The 23246-nt window shown below is 58.0% G+C and carries 24 protein-coding genes and 1 pseudogene; 13 read left to right on the top strand and 12 right to left on the bottom strand.

Annotated features, from left to right (window positions below; genetic code table 11):
* Positions 1–75 precede the first annotated feature (75 nt).
* The 12 genes and pseudogenes from ACQR3R_RS09535 to ACQR3R_RS09480 form a co-directional block, all read right to left on the bottom strand.
* Entirely contained in the window at positions 76–1104 is a 1029-nt protein-coding gene (locus ACQR3R_RS09535; protein ID WP_428271813.1) for a trans-3-hydroxy-L-proline dehydratase, read from the bottom strand.
* A gap of 90 nt (positions 1105–1194) precedes the next feature.
* Complete coding sequence (locus tag ACQR3R_RS09530) at positions 1195–1917, bottom strand: ATP-binding cassette domain-containing protein (protein ID WP_428271811.1); 723 nt, start codon at positions 1915–1917, stop codon at positions 1195–1197.
* The gene (locus ACQR3R_RS09525) at positions 1910–2560 is read right to left on the bottom strand and encodes an ABC transporter permease subunit (RefSeq protein WP_428271809.1); all 651 of its coding nucleotides are present in this window, start codon (positions 2558–2560) and stop codon (positions 1910–1912) included. Before ACQR3R_RS09525 ends, ACQR3R_RS09530 begins: the two co-directional genes overlap by 8 nt.
* Before the next feature lie 10 nt (positions 2561–2570).
* Positions 2571–3236: an ABC transporter permease subunit gene (locus tag ACQR3R_RS09520; protein WP_428271808.1), complete on the bottom strand. Its 666-nt coding sequence runs from the start codon at positions 3234–3236 to the stop codon at positions 2571–2573.
* Positions 3229–5006: pseudogene (locus tag ACQR3R_RS09515) on the bottom strand (aconitase X). The gene ACQR3R_RS09520 and the pseudogene ACQR3R_RS09515 overlap by 8 nt, the downstream one beginning before the upstream one ends.
* A 10-nt stretch (positions 5007–5016) precedes the next feature.
* The gene (locus tag ACQR3R_RS09510; protein WP_428271807.1) at positions 5017–5835 is read right to left on the bottom strand and encodes a transporter substrate-binding domain-containing protein; all 819 of its coding nucleotides are present in this window, start codon (positions 5833–5835) and stop codon (positions 5017–5019) included.
* A gap of 232 nt (positions 5836–6067) precedes the next feature.
* Positions 6068–6817: a helix-turn-helix domain-containing protein gene (locus ACQR3R_RS09505; RefSeq protein WP_428271806.1), complete on the bottom strand. Its 750-nt coding sequence runs from the start codon at positions 6815–6817 to the stop codon at positions 6068–6070.
* A gap of 73 nt (positions 6818–6890) precedes the next feature.
* A complete protein-coding gene (locus ACQR3R_RS09500) occupies positions 6891–8147 on the bottom strand; it encodes an FAD-dependent oxidoreductase (protein ID WP_428271805.1) in 1257 nt (418 codons plus the stop codon).
* Positions 8144–8380 (bottom strand): 2Fe-2S iron-sulfur cluster-binding protein, encoded by a 237-nt coding sequence (locus ACQR3R_RS09495; protein ID WP_428271804.1) that lies wholly within the window; start codon positions 8378–8380, stop codon positions 8144–8146. Before ACQR3R_RS09495 ends, ACQR3R_RS09500 begins: the two co-directional genes overlap by 4 nt.
* Positions 8373–9488 (bottom strand): FAD-dependent oxidoreductase, encoded by a 1116-nt coding sequence (locus ACQR3R_RS09490; protein ID WP_428271803.1) that lies wholly within the window; start codon positions 9486–9488, stop codon positions 8373–8375. The genes ACQR3R_RS09495 and ACQR3R_RS09490 overlap by 8 nt, the downstream gene beginning before the upstream one ends.
* Positions 9485–10417, bottom strand: coding sequence for a 4-hydroxyproline epimerase (locus ACQR3R_RS09485; RefSeq protein ID WP_428271802.1), 933 nt, complete (start codon positions 10415–10417; stop codon positions 9485–9487). Before ACQR3R_RS09485 ends, ACQR3R_RS09490 begins: the two co-directional genes overlap by 4 nt.
* A gap of 114 nt (positions 10418–10531) precedes the next feature.
* Positions 10532–11203 carry an FCD domain-containing protein gene (locus ACQR3R_RS09480; RefSeq protein ID WP_428271801.1) on the bottom strand — a complete coding sequence of 224 codons (672 nt, stop codon included), beginning with the start codon at positions 11201–11203 and terminating at the stop codon, positions 10532–10534.
* Positions 11204–11491: 288 nt separating this feature from the next.
* Here ACQR3R_RS09480 and ACQR3R_RS09475 point away from each other — a divergent pair, with 288 nt between their 5' ends.
* The 13 genes from ACQR3R_RS09475 to ACQR3R_RS09415 all read left to right on the top strand — a co-directional run bounded on the left by ACQR3R_RS09475 (position 11492) and on the right by ACQR3R_RS09415 (position 23202).
* Positions 11492–12268: a transporter substrate-binding domain-containing protein gene (locus ACQR3R_RS09475; protein WP_428271800.1), complete on the top strand. Its 777-nt coding sequence runs from the start codon at positions 11492–11494 to the stop codon at positions 12266–12268.
* Between the two features lie 63 nt (positions 12269–12331).
* Positions 12332–13009, top strand: a complete 678-nt coding sequence (locus ACQR3R_RS09470; RefSeq protein WP_428271799.1) for an ABC transporter permease subunit — start codon at positions 12332–12334, stop codon at positions 13007–13009.
* On the top strand, positions 13006–13740 hold the full coding sequence (locus tag ACQR3R_RS09465) for an ATP-binding cassette domain-containing protein (RefSeq protein ID WP_428271798.1): 735 nt from the start codon (positions 13006–13008) through the stop codon (positions 13738–13740). Before ACQR3R_RS09470 ends, ACQR3R_RS09465 begins: the two co-directional genes overlap by 4 nt.
* A gap of 20 nt (positions 13741–13760) precedes the next feature.
* Entirely contained in the window at positions 13761–14996 is a 1236-nt protein-coding gene (locus ACQR3R_RS09460; RefSeq protein WP_428271797.1) for a cysteine desulfurase-like protein, read from the top strand.
* A gap of 36 nt (positions 14997–15032) precedes the next feature.
* On the top strand, positions 15033–15896 hold the full coding sequence (locus ACQR3R_RS09455; RefSeq protein ID WP_428271795.1) for an SIS domain-containing protein: 864 nt from the start codon (positions 15033–15035) through the stop codon (positions 15894–15896).
* 51 nt (positions 15897–15947) lie between these two features.
* Positions 15948–16844, top strand: coding sequence for a polysaccharide deacetylase family protein (locus ACQR3R_RS09450; protein ID WP_428271794.1), 897 nt, complete (start codon positions 15948–15950; stop codon positions 16842–16844).
* 257 nt (positions 16845–17101) lie between these two features.
* Entirely contained in the window at positions 17102–18682 is a 1581-nt protein-coding gene (locus tag ACQR3R_RS09445; protein ID WP_428271793.1) for an ABC transporter substrate-binding protein, read from the top strand.
* A 22-nt stretch (positions 18683–18704) separates the two neighbouring features.
* On the top strand, positions 18705–19220 hold the full coding sequence (locus ACQR3R_RS09440) for a flavin reductase (RefSeq protein ID WP_428271792.1): 516 nt from the start codon (positions 18705–18707) through the stop codon (positions 19218–19220).
* Between the two features lie 58 nt (positions 19221–19278).
* On the top strand, positions 19279–20322 hold the full coding sequence (locus ACQR3R_RS09435) for an LLM class flavin-dependent oxidoreductase (protein ID WP_428271791.1): 1044 nt from the start codon (positions 19279–19281) through the stop codon (positions 20320–20322).
* The gene (locus ACQR3R_RS09430; protein ID WP_428271790.1) at positions 20322–20534 is read left to right on the top strand and encodes a tautomerase family protein; all 213 of its coding nucleotides are present in this window, start codon (positions 20322–20324) and stop codon (positions 20532–20534) included. The genes ACQR3R_RS09435 and ACQR3R_RS09430 overlap by 1 nt, the downstream gene beginning before the upstream one ends.
* Positions 20535–20545: 11 nt before the next feature.
* Entirely contained in the window at positions 20546–21325 is a 780-nt protein-coding gene (locus ACQR3R_RS09425; RefSeq protein WP_428271788.1) for an alpha/beta fold hydrolase, read from the top strand.
* A 96-nt stretch (positions 21326–21421) separates the two neighbouring features.
* Positions 21422–22378: an ABC transporter permease subunit gene (locus ACQR3R_RS09420; protein WP_428271787.1), complete on the top strand. Its 957-nt coding sequence runs from the start codon at positions 21422–21424 to the stop codon at positions 22376–22378.
* Positions 22379–22389: 11 nt separating this feature from the next.
* Positions 22390–23202, top strand: a complete 813-nt coding sequence (locus ACQR3R_RS09415) for an ABC transporter permease subunit (protein WP_428271786.1) — start codon at positions 22390–22392, stop codon at positions 23200–23202.
* Positions 23203–23246: the final 44 nt, after the last annotated feature.

Genomic DNA, 23246 nt, shown 5'->3' with positions numbered 1-23246 from the left:
ACTTCCGGCTACTGCTTTTTTCACTGTGGCCGGCGGTTTTTCAGCCGTTTGTCAGTCTGTTGATCGTTAGGGTTTTCAGGCGCCGGGCCAGGTGTCGGACAGGCGATAGCCTTGTGGCCACGGGTCGCTCGGGTCGAGCAGCAATTGGTGGGTGCCGGTGATCCAGGCCCTGCCGGAAATGCATGGGTAGATGGCCGGACGTCCTGCCACTTCGGTCAAGGAATCGATACGGCAGTGAAACTCGGAACCGATGATCGAGCGTCCGATAAAGCGCTCGCCTACCTGCATCAATCCTTTGGCCTGCAACACCGCCATGCGCGCCGAGCAGCCAGTGCCAGTGGGCGAGCGGTCAATCTTGCCGGGTTGGATCACCACCGCGTTGGCACCGGTTGCGATGCCGTTCTCGTAGACGATTGGCGCTGCAATCTGGCAGAACGATATGTGTGACCACTCGGCATTCAGCGGATGAACGAAGCCCAGTTGTTCGTTGGCGGCGCGGGTGATTTTCAAGCCGACTGCAACCAGATCGGCGGCCTCGTCCGGGCTGATCGAAAAGCCCAGGCGCTCGGCATCGACGATCACGAAGCTATCGCCTCCATACGCAGTGTCGACCTGTAGCGAACCGACGCCTTCGACTTCTATCCAGGCGTCGAGCCGGTCGGCGAAGGAGGGCACATTCTTGATTTCCACGCGCTCGACCTTACCGTCGCGGCAGTCAGCCACTGCCTCGATCAGCCCACCGGGCGCTTCAAGTACCAGCCGGGTTTGCGGTTCGGTCATCGGCAAAATGCCGCTGTCGAGCAACACCGTGGCCACGCACAATGAGTTAGAACCGGACATCGGTGGCGTGTCGGCCGGCTCCATGATGATCCACGCCATTTGCGCCCTCGGGTCCTTGGCCGGCACCAGCAAATTGACGTGGCGAAACACGCCACCGCGAGGCTCGTTGAGCACGAAGTTGCGCAAGGTCTGATCCTGGGCGATCCAGCGCGATTGCTCCCATACCGTGGCGCCGGGTGGTGGCGCAACGCCGCCGACAATCACATCGCCGACCTCGCCTTCGGCGTGGCAGCTGACCACATGAATGACTTTTGATGAACGCATGGATTGCTCCTGGTTTCGTCTGATGGGGCCCCTTTACGAGCACACCCGCACCCACAGTGGGCGCCGGCTCGCCAGCGATGGGGCCATCCGTTATTTCACCGATTTAAGAAACGCCGCCGTTTCCGCATGCACCGGATTGCCGATAACCTGGTCTGGCGCACCGATCTCATGCACCAAGCCGTTGCGAAAGAACGCCACGCGGTCGGACACGTCCCGGGCAAAACGGATTTCGTGAGTCACCAAAACCATGGTCATGCCGTCTTCGGCGAGCATGCGCATGGTGTCCAGCACTTCGCCGACCAGTTGTGGGTCAAGGGCCGAGGTCGCTTCGTCAAACAGCATGTAATCCGGTGACATCGCCAAGGCCCGGGCGATGGCCATCCGCTGTTGCTGGCCGCCCGACAACTTGCCGGGAAACGCCTTGAGCTTGTCACTCAAACCAACGTGGGTCAGTTGCTGCACGGCCAGGGCTTCGGCTTCGGCCTTGCTTTTGCCGAGCACTTTGCGCGGTGCGAGCATCACGTTTTCGAGCACGGTCAAATGCGGAAAGGCATTCCATTGCTGGAACACAATGCCGATTCTTTGCCGCAGGTGATTGAGGTTGGTGGCGCTGTGATGAACCTCGGTTCCGTCGACGCGGATGGTGCCTTTCTGGATGGGTTCCAGGCCATTGATGCACATCAACAGCGTCGATTTCCCGGAACCGGAGCCGCCGATGATCGACACCACTTCGCCCTTGTTCACTGTCAGGCTGACGCCTTTGATCACTTCCAGGTCGCCGAAGGATTTGTGCACGTTGTCGATCTCAATCATTTTCTTGCCACCTTCTTTCCAGACGAGCGCCGAGGCGAGCGACCACCAGGCTCATGACGTAATAGATAAGGCCCGCGATGCACAGCACCAGCAATGGTTCTTGAATGCGGGTGACGATGGTTTGCGAGGCGCGCAGCAGTTCGACGATGCCAATCCACATCACCAGTGCAGTGTCTTTCATCACACTGAGCACCAGGTTCAGCCAGCCGGGGAAAGCGACCCGCGTGGCCATTGGCAGGACGATCCAGCGCAGGTCTTGCAGGTAGCTCAGGCCCAGGGAGCGACTGGCGCGGCGTACGGTCAACGGCACCGACAACACGCCGCTGCGCACGATTTCGGTGAAATACGCGGCGGCATAAACCCCCAGCACAATGCAGCCGACGCTGAACGCGCTGATGTTCAAGCCGACGATGCTTTTCAGTGAATTGAACAGTACAAACTGGATCAGCAACGGCACGCTGCGAAACACGTCGAGCACCCACGCCAGCGGCAAACTGGCGCGCGGCAACAGTGCGCGCAGCAAACCGAACAGCAGCCCGGCCACCGAGCCCAAAATGATCGACCAAAACGTCAGTTGCAGCGTGACCCAGGCACCTTCGAGCAAGAACAACAGGTCGTTCCAGGAAAAACTGGTGGTAAACATGGTCACGTCCTCAATAGCGGAACAACCGCCAGGCCATCAGCCGGGCTGTCGCGACGATCGCTTTGGCAATCAGGTAATACAGCACCGCTGCAATGGCGAAGTATTCGAAGGTGCGGAACGTCTTGACGTTGTAGTCCTGCGTGACGCCAGTGAGGTCATTGTTGAGCCCGACGATCACGCCCAGCGACGTCATCAATACCGCCCAGACCATTTGATTGGTCAGCGGGTAAAAGACGATGCGCAGCAATTGCGGGACGATGATCATCCGGTAGGCCTGGAATGCGCTCATGCCCAACGAACGCGCGGCGCGTACTTGCGTATCCGGCACGGCCTTGAGGCCGCCGCGAAAGTTTTCCGCGAGGTAGCCCGCGTTGTTGAAAGTGATCCCGGCCAGCAGCGCGAACCACGAGCTGACGTGCAGGCCCATGGAGCCGAGGCCGAAATACAGCACGTAAATTTGAAACAGCGACGGCGTGTTCCGCGCAATCGATACCCAGCCATTGCCAATGCCGCGCAACAACGGGTGTTTGGCTTCGCGCATTACCGTCAACGCCAAGGCGATCAGCACACCAAAAATCATCGACAGCGCTGCGGTCTCAAAGGTGACCAAGGCACCGGCGAGCATGTCCGGCAAGGCGCGCAGAGCCGAGCGCCATTGGAAGGTGTAATCAAACATGCGTTGGGCACTCCGCGCAGGTGGCCGGTTGCAACCAGGTCGGCAAACGTCCGCTGGCAAGGGCCGTGCAAGCGCTGTCTACGCATTCGCCAAGGCTGGCAAAATGCACCTTGCGACCTACGAGTCCCGGCGCGTAATGGGCGTATTTGCCCGAGTTGGTCATCAGTGTGGTGGCGGCCGGCGGGATAACCGGTTCACCGAGCATGCACCAGCAGGTATCGGTCACCAGCGTTGCGCCGAACGCTTCGATCACCGCGATGTGCCCGGCCTCGCGTGCCTGTTCCAGCACTGCTCGGCCACACGTAATGGCCAGCACCACGTCGGGGTGCTTGTGTCGGCCAAGGCAAAGACGCGCCAAATGCGCGAACTCGCTGAGGGAAAAATGCGGATTACCCAGTGAGACCACGTTCACTTCAGGATCACGGGCGCTGTTGAGTTCGCGCCAACTGAGCAACAAGTCCTGCAGTTGGATTTTCTCAACCGGCAGCGATCCATCGGCTACCAGCACCTGTACCGGATCGAGTGCTTCCGGGGTTACGCCGGCAATGTGAAACAGCGGCGCGGCGGAGGTGGTGGCAAACGCCGCACCGAACGCTTTCAGATCGTCCAGGCCAGGTTTGCGTTGTTCCAGCCCCAGCACCAACGGAATGCGGCTGCCGGACAATGCACCTATGTGATAACCCAGCAACGGGTAAAAAGAGTCATCCAGTTCACCCAACGCCGGTAACTCGACAAGTAATTGAGCTTTGCGAGGCGCGTCCAGATGACAACCTATCAAGGGTGCACGACCGGTCAGGGCGATGCAGATGTCGAGGTAGTCGGGGTATTTAAGGGTGCGTGCGCCGAGCACGCTGTTGGCGTAGACCACGGCGTTGGATTCAGCCCAGACAATTTGCTCCCCGGCCTTCGGGGCGCTGTCGAGCAAGTACGGCGCGCAGGAAAACTCAATTGCGCACCCATTGCCATATACGCATCGCCCAAGGCACTGGCCGGCTCGCCGAGTGCCGGGTCGATGCCCAATTCACGCCAGCGACGCTGGTCTACCGAGATTGAATTGAGGGTGGTGGGCACGCGAACGTTTGCCCCCCACTGCACTAATTGTTCGGCAAAGCGCAGGCTCGCCGGACCGGTGTAGATACAGCCATCGATGTGCGCCTGAGTCACATCCACCAGGTGTCGGGCACCTTGCAGGTGTGCCATGCGCAAGACAATCTGCATCGCGACCTGTGCGGCTTTGCCGTGCTGCCCGTCAAGCAACGCCCGATCCTGTTCGGTCAGCTCAATCGAAGCGCCGGTTTCATCGATGGTCAATGGAAATTCAGGTAGCTGCCATGTGTCCTCCGGCAGGTGTTCGAACACCGTTAGTGAGCTGCGTTCGAGCCGTGCGAAGGCGTTGCCGCGAAGGGCTGCAAAAGCCTCCTGGCCGATGCAGAGCACCGGCAGTGAGCGCTCGAAAATAATCTGTGCCACCAGCACGCCCAGGGTCAGGATTTCATCCGGCTCGGCCAGCACCAATGCGGTGGGTGCGTGGCCGTTACTGATCAACTCCATCATCACGCTACTGCCCGTACACGAGCCGCGACCACTGGGAATGGCCAGCACCCGGCCGGCCAGTTGTTCGCCGCTGAGCGGGTGATGGCGGTCAATGACCTCGCCGCTGACCGGGTCGACACCGCCCCAAAAACTCAGCCCGACATCGGCGAACAGTAGCTCGCCCTGGGCGGCGCCGTTGACCAGGCTGCGACCGGTGAGAGAAGTGCTCCTAGGCATGCCGGACACCTCAGTAGTAGACCTGAGGCACGGTGAGATTGGTTGGCGGAATATCGGTGCCTACCCATTTGACGAACAGCTCTTTGTAGCGACCCGTGCGCACCTGCTGGTTGACGAACAGGTTGAGGTAATTGATCAGGCCGTACTCGTTGCGCTTGGCGCCCAGCGATACATAGTCGATCACATAGGGTGCGTTACCGGCGATCTTCAGGTTTTTGTATTTGCCCGATTTAAGGGTCGCGGCGGCCACAGTGTTGGTAACGACGGTGGCGTCGATGTGACCTTGGGCGACTGCCAGCAAGGTGTCATTTTGCGATTGATAGGCCCGGAAACTGCCGCTGCCCCAGCTCTTCACGTCTTTCTCAAGCGCAATGGCTTCATAGGTGCCGCTGGTGTTGCCCAAGGCTTTGCCTTTCAAGTCATCGAAGCTGTTAATGCCCGTGTTGTCTCGGGTCAGCACCACCATCTGGAACGCAAAATAGGGCACGGTGAGGCCGACCGTTTTGGCCCGTTCCAGGGTGTCGGAAGTGGACGCGACGATGATGTCTGCGCGACCGGAAACCAGTGCCGGGATTCGATCCGGGAACGGCGTCTCAACCACTTCGGCCTCAACCCCGAGGATTTTCGCCAGATCGCGGCAGTAGTCGACGTCGAAACCTGCCGGGTTATTGCTTTCATCACGAAAGCCCATCGGCGGGAAATCCAGGGTGACGGCGCAGCGCAGCTTGCCCGAGCCAATGATGTCATCGAGCTTGTCGGCGTGGGCCGTGGCGATGAAGGAGGTACTGAGAACAGCGCTGAGGGCTACGGCAAATGCGGGGTTTTTCATAGAGGCCTCGTGTCGGTGAAGTGCTGTTAGATATCGTATTGTGAATTTCGTATACGATATTTAATTAGCAATCAGCGTGCCTGTTTTTGTTCGATGCATTAATTAGCAGTCAGGCGTTCTGTCACGCGGCTTACAGCGGCGGCGGTCGAGGTCGGGAAAAAATCAGCAGGCAAACGGGTGTTACAGAAGGGAGCATTGCTGTGCTCGGCGCCCCTTTAAGGAACACCTGTTTTCAGCGGCGGCTTTCGCGGTATTGGCTGGGCGCCAGACTGGTCAACGCACGGAACTGCCGACTGAATGCGCTGTGGTCGGTGTAACCACAGCGCAGGGCAATTTCGGTGATGGGCAAATCGGTGTGCAACAACAGTCGCGAGGATTCTTCGAGGCGTGCCTTATGAATCATTTGCCGTGGGGTGAGCTGGAATACCCGCTTGCAGTGGCGTTCCAGTTGCGCCACGGAAAACCCGGCAATCGCTGTCAATTCGGCGAGGCTGATCGGTCGGGCGAAATGGTTGCGAATATGCGCATCCACCGCTGCCAGTTTCTGGAACGCCGGGTGGCTGGATTGCGGTAATTGCAAATCGCGGGAGATACCGGCCAGGCCAACAATCTGACCTTGCTGGTCATACAACGCGAGTTTGTGGGTGAGGCACCAGATAGGCTGGTTGCCGTAATAGAGGTGCAATTCCAGTTGATCCGCCAGCTCCCGACCGCTCGCCAGCACGCGGCGATCCTGGGCGGTATAGAGCGGGCCGAAGCGCTCCGGGAACACCATTTCGGCGGTACGCCCGAGCAGCTCTTCGCGTTCTTTATAACCGCAGCGCCGGGCCAGTGTCTGGTTGACGAAGGCGTAGCGGGCTTCGCTGTCCTTGATGAAAAAAACCACGTCCGACAGCGTGTCGAGCAATGCGCGAATCGGTTGCAAGCTGCTCAGCAGCGTGGGCAGGTCGCACGGTTTTAAGTCAGTAAGCGAGGCGTACATGGCGCTGAGGTCTGGGGGCTGTCTGCGCGATCATAAAGACTCGGCAGTAACGCCGAAACCCCCAATTCGTTATTCACTCAGGTGCAGTGTCGTCCAGGCACATCAATGTCTCGATACGTGCCGGACTGAATGGCGGGCGCGGCGCCGACGGTTGCCAGCCGAATAGATGCTGCACGGCGCCACCACAGATCCGGCCCTGACAGGCACCCATTCCGCAACGGCTGGTCAGTTTGGCTTCGCGCCATTCTGTGTGGGTTGCCAGTGCCCCGTAAGGCACATCCTCGCAACGGCATACCAGCGTGTCGGGTTGTGCCAGCGTCTTCAGTTGCGGGTCGAGACGGAAGGCGTTGTTCAGCGCATCGGCAAAACCCTGCCAGCGTGCACGACGCGGCCATAATGCTTGCGCTTGTCGAGATTCACCGACCGCGGTGTGACCGGCAATCGCGCCCTCCGCCAGCGCCAGTTCGCTGCCACCAAAACCGGTGCATTCGCCCGCCGCGTAATGATCGACGCGGCTGCTGGCCTGCCAGGCATCAACCGCCAGTGCCTGCCCACGGAGTTCGAGTCCCAGGGCTTGGCCGAGCTGAGTGTTAGGGATCAAACCGAAACCACACGCCAATCGCTCGCACGCCAGTTCGATGATTTTGCCGTGCTGCTGCAAGCGCACAGCCTCCAGGCGATCAGTGCCCAGCGCGGCCAATACATGGGTGCCGGTGACGTAATGGCGGTCGAACAAGGTGCACGATTGCAGCAGCTTGGCCGGCCAGCGTGGCAGTTGTGCTGCAAAACCGGCCACCCGGACGATGCTTGCTTGTTCGGCGATCCGCAGTACTTGGGCGCCGTGGTGTTTAGCGGTGGAGGCGCTGGCCAACAACAGAGGCCCGCTGCCGGCAATCACCAGGCGCTCGCCGGACACCGGTAAGCCGCCCTTGATCAGCGCTTGCAAGCCGCCGGCTCCGGTCACGCCAGGCAAGGTCCAACCGGGGAAGGGCAGCAGCAATTCCCGGGCGCCGGTGCACACGATCAACTTGTCATAGCTGATCAGCCATCCACGCTCGTCATCTTCGACCAGCAGGTTTTTCGGGCCGTCACAGGCGATGACTCGTGTGCCGGGATGGCGGGTGATGTTGCTGCAGCGCTCTATGCGCTGACGCAACTGCCGGGCTAATTCGGGCAGTTTTGCTTGAGGGCCATCGCGCCAGATTTGCCCTCCCGGCAACGGATTGTCGTCGAGCATGACGATGCGTGCGCCACTCGGTGCGGCGGCCAGTGCGGCAGCCATGCCGGCAGGACCGGCACCAATGATCAGCAGGTCGGCATACTCGCTCATGGCTGAGTCTCCACGTGCATGCCGTCACGGCACAGCGTCTGACACGCCAGGCGCCGACGGCCATCGATGGTCACCCGGCACTCCTGGCAAATGCCCATGCCGCACAGCGGTGCCCGGCGTTGGCCGCTCGCCGATGTGCGACTGCAGCCGTCGCCACCCAGCGCCAATGCAGCGGCGACACTGGTGCCGTCGGCAACGCTCAGGGTGCGACCGTCCAGCGTCAATTCAGGCATAAGCACGTGCTCCCAGAAAACGCTGCGGCAAATAGGCTTGGGCGGCCAGCGGCGATGTTTCATTGAACAGCTGCGCCACCAACAGGTCGGCGGTACCGGGCGCCGTGGTAACGCCCAGTCCTTCATGCCCGACGGCCAGCCACAAGCCTTGGCGTTGCGGGTGCTGGCCCACCAACGGCAAGCCATCGGGGCTGGCGGCGCGAAAACCGGTCCAGGCGCGGATGCCGTTGAGTTGCGCCAGCCCCGGCATGTATTCAGTGGCCCGCTTGAGCATTTTGGCGAGCATCCAGCCTTCTACCTGCGGGTCGGTCGTACCAAACTGTCGTGAGGCGCCGATGAACAATTGCCCGGTCGGACGTGGCTGGATATTGCAGGCCGTCGATGGGCCGCTGGCGTTGTGGGCGCTGGTGACATAGCCGAGTTCGACCAGCGTGTGACGAACCATTGCCGGGTAGCGATCGGTGATCAGCAGGTGACCCTTTTTCGGTTCTATCGGCAGTTCCGGGCACAGTTCGCTGGCCTGGATCCCGTTGGCCAGAATCACCGCTTCGGCCTTCAACCAGTGTCCGTCATCGAGGCGTACACGGTTGCCATCGACTTCACTGACACGCGCTCGGCGCAGGCTGATGTTGGGTGTTTGGAGCATCCAGCGAGCGGTGGTCGGGGCATACAGAATGCCGTCACCGTTGATCAGCAATCCGCCTTCAAGGCCTTCGCGCAACTGCGGTTCACGCTCGCGCAGGGCACGGCTGGTGACCAGTTCGCAAGCAATGCCGTGGGCCTGCAGGTTCAGGTATTTGCTGTGGGCGACGGCCATTTCTTCAGTATTGGCCGCCAGCCACAACGTGCCGTTGCTGCGGTAGGCGCAGCCCTCGGGCAAGGAGGGCGCCTGTTCGCGCCAGCGCTGCAGCGAGTATTGGCTGAGCGCCAATTCGGCAGGATTGTCGTCGAGCACCAGCAAGTGGCCCATGCCCGCCGCCGTTGCACCGGGCAGCCCAGCATCGAGCACCAGCACGCGTAAGCCACGCCGGGCCAGCGCCTGCGCACACGCGGCGCCGATAATGCCGGCACCGATCACGATCACGTCGGCGGCGAGGCCGTCACTCATGGGCGAATGCCCCAGGCAAACGGGTCATCCTGTTCGATGATCAGGCTGGCTTCGGCACTGATAAAGGCCCGGCCCCGAATCGTCGGTACGATACGTTCGCCCTGAACTTGATACGAGCCTTCAAATTCGCTGCCGATCACGCTGGCCTGGCGCCAGAGCTGTCCCGGTTGTAGTTTGCCGTCGGCGGCAAGGCACGCCAGTTTTGCGCTGGTGCCAGTGCCGCACGGTGAGCGGTCATACGCCTTGCCGGGGCACAGGACAAAGTTGCGGCTGTCGGCGTGGGCGTCCTCGGCGAACAGTTCGACGTGGTCGATGAGGCCACCGTCTTCACCGCGAAAGCCCTGCGTTTCTAGCGCTTGTTGCACGGCATAGGTGTAAGCGGTGAGTGCTTCAAGGTTATCGCCAGTGATTTGCAGACCGTGCTCGGCGACCAGGAAAAACCAGTTTCCGCCCCAGGCGACATCGCCGACCACCCGGCCAACGCCAGGCACCTCCAGCGCTAGAGCCTTGAGATAACGGTAGGCCGGCACGTTGCGCACGCTCACCGAATGGTCTTCGTGCAGCGTTGCCTGAACTGTCCCCACCGGGGTTTCGATGCTGTGGACACCGGGCCCGATCTTGCCCAGGTGCGCCAGCGACGCCACCAGGCCGATGGTGCCGTGGCCGCACATGCCGAGGTAACCGCTGTTGTTAAAGAAGATCACACCGGCACAGGCGCTCGGGTCTACCGGTTCACAGAGCAAGGCGCCGACCAGTACATCACTGCCGCGGGGTTCGAGCACACACGCCGCCCGCCACTGATCATACTCTGCGGCCAGCAGCTGTCGGCGTTCGGCCATGCTGCCGGTGCCCACGTCAGGAAAGCCTGCGGTGACGAGGCGGGTCGGTTCGCCGCCGGTGTGGGAGTCGATCACGGTGATGCGTTTCATGGGAAGGCCACGTCCGTTCAGATGAGTGAACGAAAGAGTGGCCCTTGCAGGGGGGTGTCGGCTTGAGGGTTTTATTCGGTGCCTGTGACGAAATCAGCACAGTGCTACGAGTGATCAATGGCTGTGTGGCAGATGCTCGAACAGGGTTTTGCAGACGCCGGCGATGTGCTCGTCGAGCAGTTTCACTGCCAAATCCACGTCACCGGCGCGACACGCGGCCAGAATTTCGCGGTGTTCGTGGTCTGCGCGCTCCTTGCCCGCCGACAGGCTCATCTGCATGCGCAGGTAACGCTCCAGTTTGTCGTTCACCGAGCGAATCAACCCCACCAGAAACGGTCGTTGCGCCGGCTCGTAAAGGCAGGCGTGAAGTTCCCAGTTCAGCACGGCCCAGCGTCCCACGTCGTCCTCACCGATGAACTCCTGGCAGATGCGTTCAGCGCGGGCGAACGTTTCTTCGGTCATGTTCGGAATGGCCAGGCGCAGCACTTTGTCTTCAAGCAGCATGCGCACTTCGAACATTTGCGCCAATTCAGCATCGGAAACCCGCGTGACCATCGCCCCGCGGTTGCGCTGGAACATCACCAGGCCTTCGGCCTCCAGACGCTTGAGGGCTTCGCGCACCGGAATCTTGCTGACATTGAACTGACGTGCGACGTCGTCCTGACGAATCGGCTCATCCTCGGCGAAATGTCCGGCGACGATGGCATCGCGCAGATGGCGGGTGATGATTTCCGACGTCGACGGCGAGTTGCCAAGGTCGGGAGCGTTAAGTTTTGGTAGGGCCACGGGTTTGATCATTCGCAGGGAGATTCGCAGATGGTATACGAAATTGTATGGCTATTCCTCGGAGATGGTCCGGACGGTTAACACCTTTGGTCAGGTGAGCTGTCACGATGCCTCTATATGCGGTGGCTCAATTACGGGGCAGCGGCACGTTTTTGGCGCCAAGATGGAGCAAAATATTCATCAAAATAAATCGTTGAATTATTTAATTCACTGTTTTAGTCTCAATTCCACGTTGCACGACATCAGCAGCTGTTAGCACCTAAAAAGACAAATCAACGGGGAGCAAACATGAAATCGAAAGTAATGTTGGGATTGTTCATGACGGCTGCAGTTTCACTGCCAGCCTGGGCAGCTGACTGGACTGTAGGTGCTAACGTTGGCAACGTGCCGTGGGAGTTCCAGGACGCCAAAGGTGAGTTTGCCGGCTTCGAAGTCGATGTGGTGAAAGAGGTGGCCAAACGCGCCGGGAAAAGCGTGGAGTTCATCAACATTCCGTTCAACGGACTGTTCAGTGCCGTGCAGTCCAAGCGAGTCGACATCGCTATTTCATCGATCACCATCACCCCCAAACGCCTGGAGTCGGTAGCCTTCGCCCAGCCTTACTTCGACAGTGACCAGTCGCTGACGGCGCTGACCACCTCCAAGGTCAAGAGCCTGGCCGATATGGCCGACAAAGTGGTTGGGGTGGATACCGGTTCGACCGGTGACATGTGGATCGGTCAGCACAAGGACGAGTACAAGTTTGCCGATGTATCGCGTTACGAAGGCCTGTCGCCTGCCATGCTCGACCTGGCTTCCGGACGCATCGACGGTTACCTCAGCGATATTCCTGCGGTGCTGTATTACATCAAGGACAAGCCGCAATACACCATTGTTGCGCGCATCCCTACCGGTGAACGTTACTCGCTGATGCACGCCAAGGGCTGGGCGATGAGTGACCAGGTAAACGACATCATCAGCAAGATGAAAGAGGACGGCACGCTCGGCAAAATCCACAAGCAGTGGTTCGGCGCTGAAGCCGATAAAGATTCCAGCACCCTCAAGGTAACGGCTGTCCCTCAGTAAGCCCCGCCGATGACGCATGAAAGTGGCGACGCAAGTTCGCCACTGTATTGACCGAGGTTTTCCATGGATCTGTTGCAGACATTTTTTAACTGGAATGTGCTGGTCGAGTCATTGCCGATGATGCTGCGCGGGCTCGGCGTGACCATCCTGCTTGGGGTGACGAGTATTGTCCTGGGCCTGGTGGGTGGGCTGTTGCTGGCCCTGTTGCGCTTGTATTCATACGCACCGGTACGCGTATTGGCACGCGTGTATATCGACATCATGCGTTCTATTCCCTTGTTGGTTCTGCTGGTACTCATCTACTACGCGCTGCCCTTTGTCGGCATTCGATTGTCGTCATTTGCCGCGGCGGCCAGCGCCCTGTCACTGGTGTCATGCGCCTACAGCGCGGAGATTTTTCGTTCCGGCATCGAAGCCATTCCCCGGGGTCAGTTCGAGGCGTCCGCCTCGCAGGGCATGAGCTTTTTCAACACCATGCGCGACGTCATCCTGCCGCAGGCGATTCGTATCGTGATGCCGCCGATGACCAGCAACTGCATCAACGTGATGAAGGACACCGCGCTCGCCTCGGTGGTGGCGATGCCGGACTTGCTCAAGCAGGCAACGCAAGCCCAGGCCTTGGCGGCCAACCCGACACCGCTGGTGGGCGCTGCGTTGTTGTACCTGTTGCTGCTGTTGCCGCTGGTACAGATGGTCAGTTGGGTTGAACGGCGCAATGCCAAAGGAGGCAAGACCGCATGAGCACGTTGATCGACATTGAAAAACTCGACAAGTACTACGGCAGCTTCCAGGCATTGAGCGACATCAATCTGCAAGTGGAAGAGGGCGAAGTGGTGGTGATCCTCGGGCCTTCGGGCTCCGGTAAGTCAACCCTGATTCGCTGCATCAATATGCTCGAAAACTACCAGCAAGGTCATATTCGCGTGGCCGGCGAGCGAGTCGAAAGTGGCCCGCGACTGGCGGCGATTCGCAGCGAAGTGGGCATGGTGTTCCAGAGTTTCAACCTCTACCCGCACCTCACTGTGTTGGACAATGTATCGCTGGCGCCGATTCGTGTGCGCGGCCTGAGCCGGCGTGATGCGCATGCCAGGGCCAAGGAGTTGCTGGTGAAAGTGGGCATGGGCGATCACGCCCACAAATACCCAAGCCAATTGTCCGGCGGCCAGCAACAACGGGTTGCCATTGCGCGCACCATGGCCATGGAGCCTCGTGCCATCCTGTTCGACGAACCGACGTCGGCGCTGGACCCGGAGATGGTCGGCGAAGTGTTGGATGTCATGCAAAACCTCGCGCGCTCTGGCGTGACGATGGTAGTGGTGACCCACGAAATGGGCTTTGCGCGCCGCGTTGCCGACCGGGTGATTTTCATGGAAAGCGGACGCATCGTTGAGCAGAACACCCCTGAACCGTTCTTTACCTCGCCGCAGGAACCGCGCACCAAAGCGTTCCTGCAGGCCATCCTGCATCATTGAACCCGACTGGAGACAGTTAAGTGAAATCCCTCGATATCGATTACGTTCGAACGCAATTTCCAGGCCTGGCCACGGGCTACGCCTACATGGACAACGCCGGTGGTTCGATGGTGCTGAGCGCCGTGGCGGCCCGGGTCAGTGACTATCTGCTCAACAGTAGCGTGCAGTTGGGCGCGTCTTACCAGCCTTCAGTGGACGCTGGCGAGCGCGTGATGCAGGCGCGGCATTCGGTGATGCAACTGATCAACGCCGAGCACCCTGAAGAAGTGATCATGGGCGGCTCGACCACCCACCTGCTGCAGATCCTGTGCCGTGCCATCGCGCCTTCAATCGTCCCCGGTGATGAAATCATCGTCACCAATTGCGATCACGAAGCGAACATCGGCCCTTGGGTGAAGTTGTGCGAGAGCCAAGGCGCGACCTTGCGGGTGTGGCAGGTCAACCTCGACAGTTGTGAGCTGGAACTGGATGACTTGCAGCTATTGCTCAATGAAAAAACCCGCTATGTGGCGATGACCCACACCTCGAATATTCTCGGCTCGGTGAATCCGGTGGCCGAGGTTGCGCGGCGCGTGCATGCCGTGGGCGCCAAACTGTGCGTGGATGCGGTTGCCTATGCGCCACATCGCCTGGTGGATGTGCAGGCCAGCGGCGCTGATTTCTACGTCTACAGCTTCTACAAAACGTTCGGCCCGCACTTTGCCGTGCTGTGGGGCCGACGTTATCTGTTGCTGCAGTTGCAAAGCCTCAACCACTTCTTTATTGGCCAGGACGTGGTGCCATACAAACTGCAACCGGGCAACGTGAACTATGAACTGTCGTACGGCTGCATCGGCATTACCGATTACCTGCTCGATATCAGCACCCGGCTTGGCGCGCAGGGCAACGAGCGCAAGCGCATGCAAGCGGCGTTCGATGCCTTCGAGGTGCAGGAAGATGCACTCGCCGAGCGCCTGTTGGCATTCTTGCGCCAACGTGAGGGCGTTCGCATCATCGGCAAGGCGCACACGCGCGATCGAGTGCCTACCATCAGTTTTGTAGTGCCAGGCGTGCAGTCCGAAGCCATCGTGCGCCACGTCGATGAACACCGGATCGGTATCCGTTTTGGTGACTTCTACGCCCGACGACTTATCGAAGCCCTTGGGCTGGCTCCATTGGGCGGCGTCGTGCGCGTCTCGTTAGCGCATTACAACACGCTGGAAGAAGTCGACCGGCTGGTCATTGCGCTGGATCAAGCCATCACTGCGTTGCGTTGATAAGCGCGCACACTTTTAATTTTATGAGCCTTCCTTATGGCCTTGCCTGAAACCCTTGCCGAGCTGCGCGACACCATTGCTGCCCAGCACGATCAACTGACCGGCCGACTGCGTGATGCAGCCAGGTTCCTGATCGACAACCCGCATGAGGTCGCGCTCAACACGGTGGCCGAACTGGGCAAGCGCTCCAGTATTGCGCCGTCCGCTTACATCCGGTTGGCGCAGGCACTTGGTTTTGCGGGGTTCAAGGACCTGCAGCGGCTGTTTCGCGCACCGCTGCAACAGGCTGCCGACACGCATTACAGCGAGCGCATTCGTCACTACGGCGGTGAAACATTGCTCGAGGATCCGAGCGATGTCGGCGGGATTTTGCGTGAGTTCAGCCAGGCCAATATCGTGTCGCTGGAGCACCTGGCCGAAGGTGGCGAACAGGCCAATATCGAAGAGGCGATTGCGCACCTGCAAGTGGCGCGTACCACCTTCGTCATCGGCATGCGTCGTGCCTTTCCGGTGGCGGCTTACCTGAGTTATGCATTGAGCCGCGTCGGTCGGCGAACCGTGCACATCAGCGGTGCTGGCGGCACGTTGCCCGAGCAGGTGAGCGCGATTGCCAACGACGATCTATTGATTGCCGTGAGCTTTCCGCCATACGCCAACGACACCGTTGAGGCATGTCGCCAGGCACGGGAGGCGGGCGTAACGCTGGTGGCAATCACCGACAGCGTCTTGAGCCCAATCGGGCAGATGGCCGACACGGTCATCGAGGTCAACGATGCGCAATTGCTTGGTTTCCGCTCGCTCACTGCCTCGTTCTGTGTCGCGCAAACCCTGGCCATGGGCCTGGCCTTTCGTGAGTGGGGCACCCTGAACCATGACCGGTTGAACGATATCGACTGTTGAGTCCCCGTTTTACCCTTTATTCATAAGCCAGAGTTTCAGGAGAATATCCCGATGGTTTCACCTGCACGCGATTTGATCGGTTACGGCAAAGAACGTCCGAAAGGCACCTGGCCCAATGGTGCGCGCCTGGCGATCAGCCTGGTTATCAACTATGAAGAGGGCTCCGAGCGCTCATTGGCGATGGGTGATCCAGACCAGGAATCAATGACCGAATGGGGCAGTTACTCGATACCGGACGGCACCCGCAACCTGGCAATGGAGTCGATGTACGAATACGGTTCGCGCGTGGGCATCTGGCGCATTCTGGAGATCCTGGAACAGCAGCAGGTGCGCGCCACGTTTCATGCGTGCGCAGTGGCCTTCGAGCAAAACCCCGACGTGGCCCGGGCGGCGGTCGCGGGGGGGCATGAAATCTGTAGCCACGGTTATCGCTGGGAAGAAGTGTTTCGCCTCACCGAAGAGCAGGAGCGCGAACACATGCGCCTGGCCATTGAGTCCTTCAAACGCACCTGTGGCAAACGTCCCGTGGGCTGGTATTGCCGCTACGGCGCCAGCGTCAACACCCGGCGCCTGGTCGCCGAAGAGGGCGGCTTTCTCTACGACTCCGACGCCTATAACGACGATATTCCGTACTTCGTCGACGTCGAGGGCAAACGTCATCTGGTGGTGCCGTACACCGCTGACGTCAACGATTTCCGCTACTGGAACTCGCCCGGACTTTCCCAGGCGTCGGACTTTCTGGAGTACATGAAAGAAAGCTTCGAGGTGCTCTACGAAGAGTCGGCTGAAGGCCCGCGCATGATGTCGATCGGGTTGCACCCACGCATGGTGGGGCGTCCCGGACGAGTGCGAGCGATCAAGCAATTTATCGAGTTCGCTAACCAGCACGGTGACGTCTGGTTTGCCACGCGCGAGGAAATCGCCCGTGCATGGCTGGAGCGCAGTTGAGACACCCCCTGATCGCCGACAGCTGCAGGCTTGAGCCTGTGGCTGTGGGCACATTCGCTTAACAGCTTATAATATCTGTACGACCGTACAAAATAATCTTGCCAGCTTTCAGAGCCAATGCTATAAAACCTCATGCCTAGGGAAACTCCTAGTTAATGCTCAGTCCTTCCGAGTGTAATGGCCGTCAAAGGCCAGCCTGCTTGCGGACTATTTTTTTGGCACGTGACTGTACGATCGTACAGAGTTTGGGGTCTGACATGAGAGATAAGCGTCCCGAAGAGATGTCGTTTGGTCTATCCCGTCGTGAGGTGGTCAAAGGCACGGCAGGGTTGCTCTTTGCCGGAGTGGCGTTGAGCGGTTTGCCAATGTCGGTGTTTGCGCAGCCGAAAAAGGGCGGGCGCCTGATTTTCGGCCTCGCCGGGGCGTCGACCACCGATAGCCTTGATCCGGGTCTTGCTGAAGACGATTTCATGATGCTGCTATCGCAGTCCTTGCGCGGCAATTTGGTTGAAGTGGATGCCACAGGCAATCCGGTGCCCGAGCTTGCAGAATCATGGGAAGCTTCGCCGGATGCCAAGGTCTGGACGTTCAAGTTGCGCAGCGGTGTGCAGTTTCACAACGGCAAAACGTTCACCTCGGACGATGTTCTCGCAACGCTCGATTACCATCGTCGGGATGGCTCCAAGTCACTGTCGAAATCTATTGTTTCGCAAATTGATGAAATCGTCGCGGTTGATGCCACGACTCTCAAAGTCGTGCTCAAAAGTGGTAACGCTGATTTCCCGACGTTAATGAGTGATTACCACCTGAGCATTCTACCGCGTGGGGCGGACGGGCAGGCTGATTGGCGATCCGGCAACGGCACTGGCGGTTACGTGCTCAAGGAATACAACCCGGGTGTTCGTGCGCTGGTGGTCAGAAACCCAAGCTATTGGAAGCCTGATCGCGCACACGTCGAAGAGGCGGAACTCATCGCGATTTCCGACCCGGTAGCCCGCCAGAATGCGTTGCTTACCGGTAAGGTCAATGTGATCAACCGGGTCGAAATCAAAACCTTGTCATTACTCCAGCGCAGCAACAAGGTGCGCATCGAGGAAGTGGCGGGATACAACCACGCCACCATGCCCATGATCGCCAAGGTCAGCCCCTTCCAGGACAACAATGTGCGGTTGGCGCTCAAGCACGCGGTGGACCGCGAGCAATGGGTCAAAACCTTGCTGCGTGGGCACGGTTCGGTGGGCAATGACCACCCGATAGGCGCGCAGCAAAAGTACTTCAACAAAGATTTAGCCCAGCGCCAATACGACCCGGACAAGGCACGTTTCTACCTGAAACAGGCCGGGCTCGACAGTCTCGATATCAACATCAGCGCTGCCGATGCAGCCTTTGCCGGTGCGGTTGATGCCGCCGTTCTGTTTGAAGAAAGTGCACGCAAATCGGGAATCAACCTCAAGGTGGTCCGAGAATCCAACGACGGTTACTGGATCAATGTCTGGTCCAAAAAGCCATTTTGCATGTGCTACTGGACCGGCCGGCCAACTCCTGACTGGATCTTCAGCCAGATATACGCAACCGGCGCCTCCTGGGGCGATACGCAGTGGAACAACGAGCGCTTCGACAAACTGATGCTCATGGCGCGATCAGAACTCGATGATACGCGGCGCACGCAAATTTACTGGGAGATGCAACAGCAACTGCGCGATGAAGGGTCGACGATTGTGCCGATGTTCATGAATTACATCATGGGGATGGGCACCAACGTTGTGACCTCAAGCCCAGTGGCGGGGAACATGGCACTGGATGGCATGCGCGCCATCGAGCGCTGGTCACTTTCCTGAGTAATGAAAGGCGGTATTCATTATGAACAACCTTGAATGGCGGGATGTCAGCAGCGAGGAAACTCGAAGCCTGCGTGATGTATTTGGAAGCTTCATGACGGGCGTCACCGTCGTCACAGCGTGGGACAGTGAGGGCTTGCCTCGCGGGTTTACCGCCAACTCATTCACTTCAGTGTCGCTGGACCCTGCGCTGGTCTTGGTGTGTATCGCCAAGAACTCCAACAGCCTTGCAGCCTACAGTGAGGCCGAGCACTTCGCGATCAACGTGCTGGGGGAATGGCAGCGCGACCTGTCGAACACCTTCGCCGGGCGCACGGCCAACAAGTTTGAGGGTGTGAAACTGCTGGATGAGGCCATGGCGCCAAGCCTGGCTAACAGCCTGAGCGTGATGTGCTGCAAAAGAAGTCAGTGCATTGATGCAGGCGATCATCTGATTCTTATTGGTGAAGTTACCCGGTATGCAAGTACGGCGGGCAGCCCGTTGGGATACTTTCGAGGCAGTTACATCAATTTTTCCGTGAGTAACAGTCTCGGCTGAATAGGATGAAACTGAGTAACTAACTCAAACATCCGATTTTTATAAAGTGGGTTTTAATATGGAATTTAATCATTTTCTAAGTGCTTACCTGCCTGATCATCTGGGTTCTGGCAAGAAGTTGTACCAATGTATGGTCGAGCAAGCCATTGAGGCCGAGAAGGCCGGCTATGTCGGTATTTCAATTCCTGAACATCACCTGATCAACATTTTGCTAGTGCCGTCGCCATTGCAAATGGCTGTAAAAATCGCATCGGTCACTAAGCACATCGAACTGGTGACATCAATCGTTGTATTGCCAGTTCGTGATATGCGGGTATTTGCCGGCGAAGTTGTTCAAGCGGATGCAATGACTGACCAACGGTTGGTGCTCGGAGTAGGGCGTGGGGCGTTCAAGTATGAAATAGAGCGTCTGGGCGTACCCATGGATTCAACGCGGGAGCGATTCGATGAATCCCTTGCGGTGTTAAAAGCGCTGCTGACCGAAAAAGACGTGTCATGGGACGGTAAGTACTACACGTTTGATTCGTTGACTATTATGCCTCGCCCCGAACGCACTATTCCGTTGATGGTCGCTACGATGGTACCTGAAGGGATATTTGCCTGTGCCAAACAAGGGTATTCGGTTCAAACCACGCCCCTGAGCGGCGATCACCAGATGTTGCTGGAACAGGTGAATGCCTTCCGCCGCGGTAAGGCTGAAGTTGCCACAAGAACAGCCAACAGTCGGTTATCACTACAGCGTGCAATCTACCTGGCTAAAGATGAAGCGGATGCCAAGGAAAAGATTAACCTGGCATTTGATTACTACAAACGTTTTGACAATGTTTTCACCGGTCCGGGCCAGGTGACGGCGGGCAGTATAGAACCGCTGCCGCGCAAGCAGTCGATCGAGGAACTTGGCGAGAATTTACTGATTTGCACCAAAGATAAAATGCTGGATCAGTTGGGTAAGTATGCCGAGGCAGGTATTGATGAAGTCATCATGACGTCAAACTTCGGCCAGTCCCAAGAAGATTCGCTCGACATGATTCGCCGGTTCGGTGAAGAGATAATTCCTCATTTTTCCAGGCGCGTTAAAACTATAAAAAAGAGGGTCGGCTAATGCCTGTAATTACAGTTGAGTTGTTTCCAGGGAGAACCCCGGACACCAAGCGCGAGTTGATTAAAGCGTTGACGGACAGTTATGTGAATGTTTGTGGCGGTACGGCTCAGGGGATAACGATATTACTTAAGGAAGTCGATCCAGTTAACTGGGGTTCGGCGGGCAGGCCGTACGCGGATGTGATTGCTGAAAATGCGCATAAGTCGTCGTAGAGAGGTGAGTCATGAGCAAGGCGATTGAGTGTGCTGTAGCGGTTGAGGGACAAGGCCCGGCGCTGGTGATGATTCATGGCATCGGCGCGCGCAAGACGGGTTGGGACAAAATTACCGCTGCCTTGAAGGATCGGTACACCTGTATTCGCTACGACCTGCGCGGTCATGGTGAATCGCCGGTGCCAGACGAACCTTTCGGGCTGGATGAGCTGGTGGCGGACCTGGAGGCACTTCGTCAGCGCTTGGGCGTAGAGCGGATGCACATTGTCGGGCATTCACTGGGTGGCATGATCGGCCCCGCGTATGCCCACAAGTACCCCGAGCGCGTGCTGAGTATCGGGTTGTTGTCGACTGCCGCATTCCGTTCTGCGCAAGACAGCGAAAACGTGTTGAACGTCGTACGCGCCATGGAGAGCAAGGGTATTGCGCAAGTGTTGCAGACCCTGACGCAGCGTTGGTTCACCGAAGCGTTCTGCGCACAACATCCAGAGGTGATCGAGTGGCGCAAGCAGCAGGTGATCGACACTGATGGTGAGGTTTTCCTCAACGTGTTCCGTGTCTATGCCCAGACTGAGATGTCGCCCTGGTTGCACGAAATCGAACAGCCGTGCCTGGTGTTGACTGGCGAGCTTGATGGTGGCTGCAATCCGGAGTTGAACCAGAAAATTGCCGATGCATTGCCCAACTCACAACTGGCGATCATGCCTGGGTTAAAGCACGCCATATTGATCGAGGCCAGTGACCGCGTCGCGCCGTTTATAAAAACCTTCCTCGAAAAAGTGGATTCCTGACGTTGCTCACATTTGGTTGGCTGATGGGCGTCTGATCCTTCCAGCCGATCAATTTATAAAAAGAACGTTATCTCTTCAGGTCAGCAGGTAAACGTTATGGGTATGTTGTATCAGGTGATCTTGCGGCGAGTACTTATCGGAATATTCACCTTACTATGCGTGTCAGCGATCATTTTTGTAGCCGTGCAGATGTTGCCTGGCGACATGGCTCAGCAAATCCTGGGACAGTCTGCAACCCCTGAAACATTAGCCGCACTGCGGCATGACCTGGGGCTGGATCAGTCGCCGTTGACCCGTTATTTGCATTGGTTATACGGCAGCCTTCAGGGTGATTTCGGTACCTCATTGTCCAACGGACAGCCAGTGGCTGAAATGATCGGGCAGAGGCTGGCCAATACACTTTTCCTGGCATCGTATACCGCGTTCATTGCGGTACCGTTAGCCATCACGTTGGGCCTGTTTGCGGCGCTTTATAAAGACTCTCTTTACGACCGTATTGTGAACGTTATTTCTCTGGCGGCAGTATCACTTCCAGAATTCTTTATTGGCTACATATTGATTCTTTTATTCTCCGTTACGTATTCGGTGTTTCCCTCTATCGCTGATGTCCCGCAATCCGCCAGTTTTACCGACCGGCTCCATTCTGCATTTCTACCGGTAATGACCCTGACGCTGGTAATTACCGCGCACATGATGCGCATGACACGTGTCGCGGTACTTGATTTACTCATGTTGCCGTATATCGAAATGGCCAGGCTAAAGGGGCTGTCCCGGTTCAGAGTTGTAGTTCGCCATGCGCTGCCCAATGCATGGGCGCCTATCGTGAATGTGGTGGCGGTTAACCTGGCATATCTGATAACGGGCGTGGTGGTAGTCGAAGTTGTGTTTGTTTACCCAGGGCTCGGGCAATTAATGGTGGACTCAGTGGTCAAGCGTGACTTTATGGTTGTGCAGGCGTGCTGTTGTATCTTCGCCGTGGTGTATATCAGCATCAACTTGCTCGCCGATATCATCTCTATCGCCACTAATCCTCGTTTACTGCATCGCAAGTAAAGGATCTGCGCATGAACATGCTGACAGTTTTCAAGTCTATGTCCTGGACGGCGCGTCTGGGGGTTCTGATTATTGTGGTATACGCGTTTATGGCGGTCTTCGGTCCCTATATAACGCCTTACAACGAAACACAAATTGTCGGTGGCGAATATGACCCCTGGAACGCCCAGACCTGGTTGGGCACCGATAACCTGGGCCGCGACATGTTTTCAAGATTGATCTTCGGTGCGCGCAACACGATCGGTATCGCGCTGTTGTCCACGCTGTTGGCTTTTTTTATGGGCGGTGTATTGGGGCTGGTCGCAGCCACTGTCGGTGGCTGGTACGAAGCCGTGTTGTCGCGCTTGGTCGATATGCTGATGTCGGTACCGCAGTTGATTGGTGCCCTATTGTTACTGACGATATTCGGTACAAGTTTGCTCAACCTGGTGTTTGTCATCGCACTGGTCGATGCCACGCGCATCTATCGGCTTGCCAAATCGGTGGCGATGAATGTGATGGTTACCGATTACATGGAAGTGGCGCGGCTGCGCGGTGAAGGCCTGTATTGGCTGGTTTTTGTAGAGCTTTTGCCGAACGTCAGAGCGCCGCTGATTGCTGAATTCGGGCTGCGCTTCTGCTTTGTTTTCCTGACGATATCGTCATTGTCTTTTCTCGGTCTTGGGCTCCAGCCACCCATGGCCGATTGGGGGAGCATGGTGCGCGAGAACGCGTCATTGATCTCGTTTGGCGACCTTACGCCTTTGATTCCCGCTGCCGCAATCGGGGTGCTGGCGATTGCCGTCAACTTCGTCGTCGATTGGTTTTTAGCGCAGCGTCGCTGATTCGAATACAAGCCAAAAAACATAAAAATGTGTGGGGATTATGA

The organism is Gordonia sp. IEGM753 (genome assembly GCF_050321825.1).
GTDB lineage: Bacteria > Pseudomonadota > Gammaproteobacteria > Pseudomonadales > Pseudomonadaceae > Aquipseudomonas.
This window is presented reverse-complemented; position numbering and strand designations above follow the sequence as displayed.

Excerpts from the sequence above, each read along its gene's own strand:
- ACQR3R_RS09530 (WP_428271811.1), bottom strand. The coding sequence starts at position 1,917 with ATGATTGAGATCGACAACGTGCACAAATCCTTCGGCGACCTGGAAGTG.
- ACQR3R_RS09440 (WP_428271792.1), top strand. The coding sequence starts at position 18,705 with ATGAACAACCTTGAATGGCGGGATGTCAGCAGCGAGGAAACTCGAAGC.
- ACQR3R_RS09465 (WP_428271798.1), top strand. The coding sequence starts at position 13,006 with ATGAGCACGTTGATCGACATTGAAAAACTCGACAAGTACTACGGCAGC.
- ACQR3R_RS09490 (WP_428271803.1), bottom strand. The coding sequence starts at position 9,488 with ATGAGTGACGGCCTCGCCGCCGACGTGATCGTGATCGGTGCCGGCATT.
- ACQR3R_RS09435 (WP_428271791.1), top strand. The coding sequence starts at position 19,279 with ATGGAATTTAATCATTTTCTAAGTGCTTACCTGCCTGATCATCTGGGT.
- ACQR3R_RS09510 (WP_428271807.1), bottom strand. The coding sequence starts at position 5,835 with ATGAAAAACCCCGCATTTGCCGTAGCCCTCAGCGCTGTTCTCAGTACC.
- ACQR3R_RS09495 (WP_428271804.1), bottom strand. The coding sequence starts at position 8,380 with ATGCCTGAATTGACGCTGGACGGTCGCACCCTGAGCGTTGCCGACGGC.
- ACQR3R_RS09525 (WP_428271809.1), bottom strand. The coding sequence starts at position 2,560 with ATGTTTACCACCAGTTTTTCCTGGAACGACCTGTTGTTCTTGCTCGAA.
- ACQR3R_RS09430 (WP_428271790.1), top strand. The coding sequence starts at position 20,322 with ATGCCTGTAATTACAGTTGAGTTGTTTCCAGGGAGAACCCCGGACACC.
- ACQR3R_RS09470 (WP_428271799.1), top strand. The coding sequence starts at position 12,332 with ATGGATCTGTTGCAGACATTTTTTAACTGGAATGTGCTGGTCGAGTCA.
- ACQR3R_RS09505 (WP_428271806.1), bottom strand. The coding sequence starts at position 6,817 with ATGTACGCCTCGCTTACTGACTTAAAACCGTGCGACCTGCCCACGCTG.
- ACQR3R_RS09475 (WP_428271800.1), top strand. The coding sequence starts at position 11,492 with ATGAAATCGAAAGTAATGTTGGGATTGTTCATGACGGCTGCAGTTTCA.
- ACQR3R_RS09420 (WP_428271787.1), top strand. The coding sequence starts at position 21,422 with ATGGGTATGTTGTATCAGGTGATCTTGCGGCGAGTACTTATCGGAATA.
- ACQR3R_RS09415 (WP_428271786.1), top strand. The coding sequence starts at position 22,390 with ATGAACATGCTGACAGTTTTCAAGTCTATGTCCTGGACGGCGCGTCTG.
- ACQR3R_RS09425 (WP_428271788.1), top strand. The coding sequence starts at position 20,546 with ATGAGCAAGGCGATTGAGTGTGCTGTAGCGGTTGAGGGACAAGGCCCG.
- ACQR3R_RS09500 (WP_428271805.1), bottom strand. The coding sequence starts at position 8,147 with ATGAGCGAGTATGCCGACCTGCTGATCATTGGTGCCGGTCCTGCCGGC.
- ACQR3R_RS09450 (WP_428271794.1), top strand. The coding sequence starts at position 15,948 with ATGGTTTCACCTGCACGCGATTTGATCGGTTACGGCAAAGAACGTCCG.
- ACQR3R_RS09520 (WP_428271808.1), bottom strand. The coding sequence starts at position 3,236 with ATGTTTGATTACACCTTCCAATGGCGCTCGGCTCTGCGCGCCTTGCCG.
- ACQR3R_RS09535 (WP_428271813.1), bottom strand. The coding sequence starts at position 1,104 with ATGCGTTCATCAAAAGTCATTCATGTGGTCAGCTGCCACGCCGAAGGC.
- ACQR3R_RS09455 (WP_428271795.1), top strand. The coding sequence starts at position 15,033 with ATGGCCTTGCCTGAAACCCTTGCCGAGCTGCGCGACACCATTGCTGCC.
- ACQR3R_RS09445 (WP_428271793.1), top strand. The coding sequence starts at position 17,102 with ATGAGAGATAAGCGTCCCGAAGAGATGTCGTTTGGTCTATCCCGTCGT.
- ACQR3R_RS09485 (WP_428271802.1), bottom strand. The coding sequence starts at position 10,417 with ATGAAACGCATCACCGTGATCGACTCCCACACCGGCGGCGAACCGACC.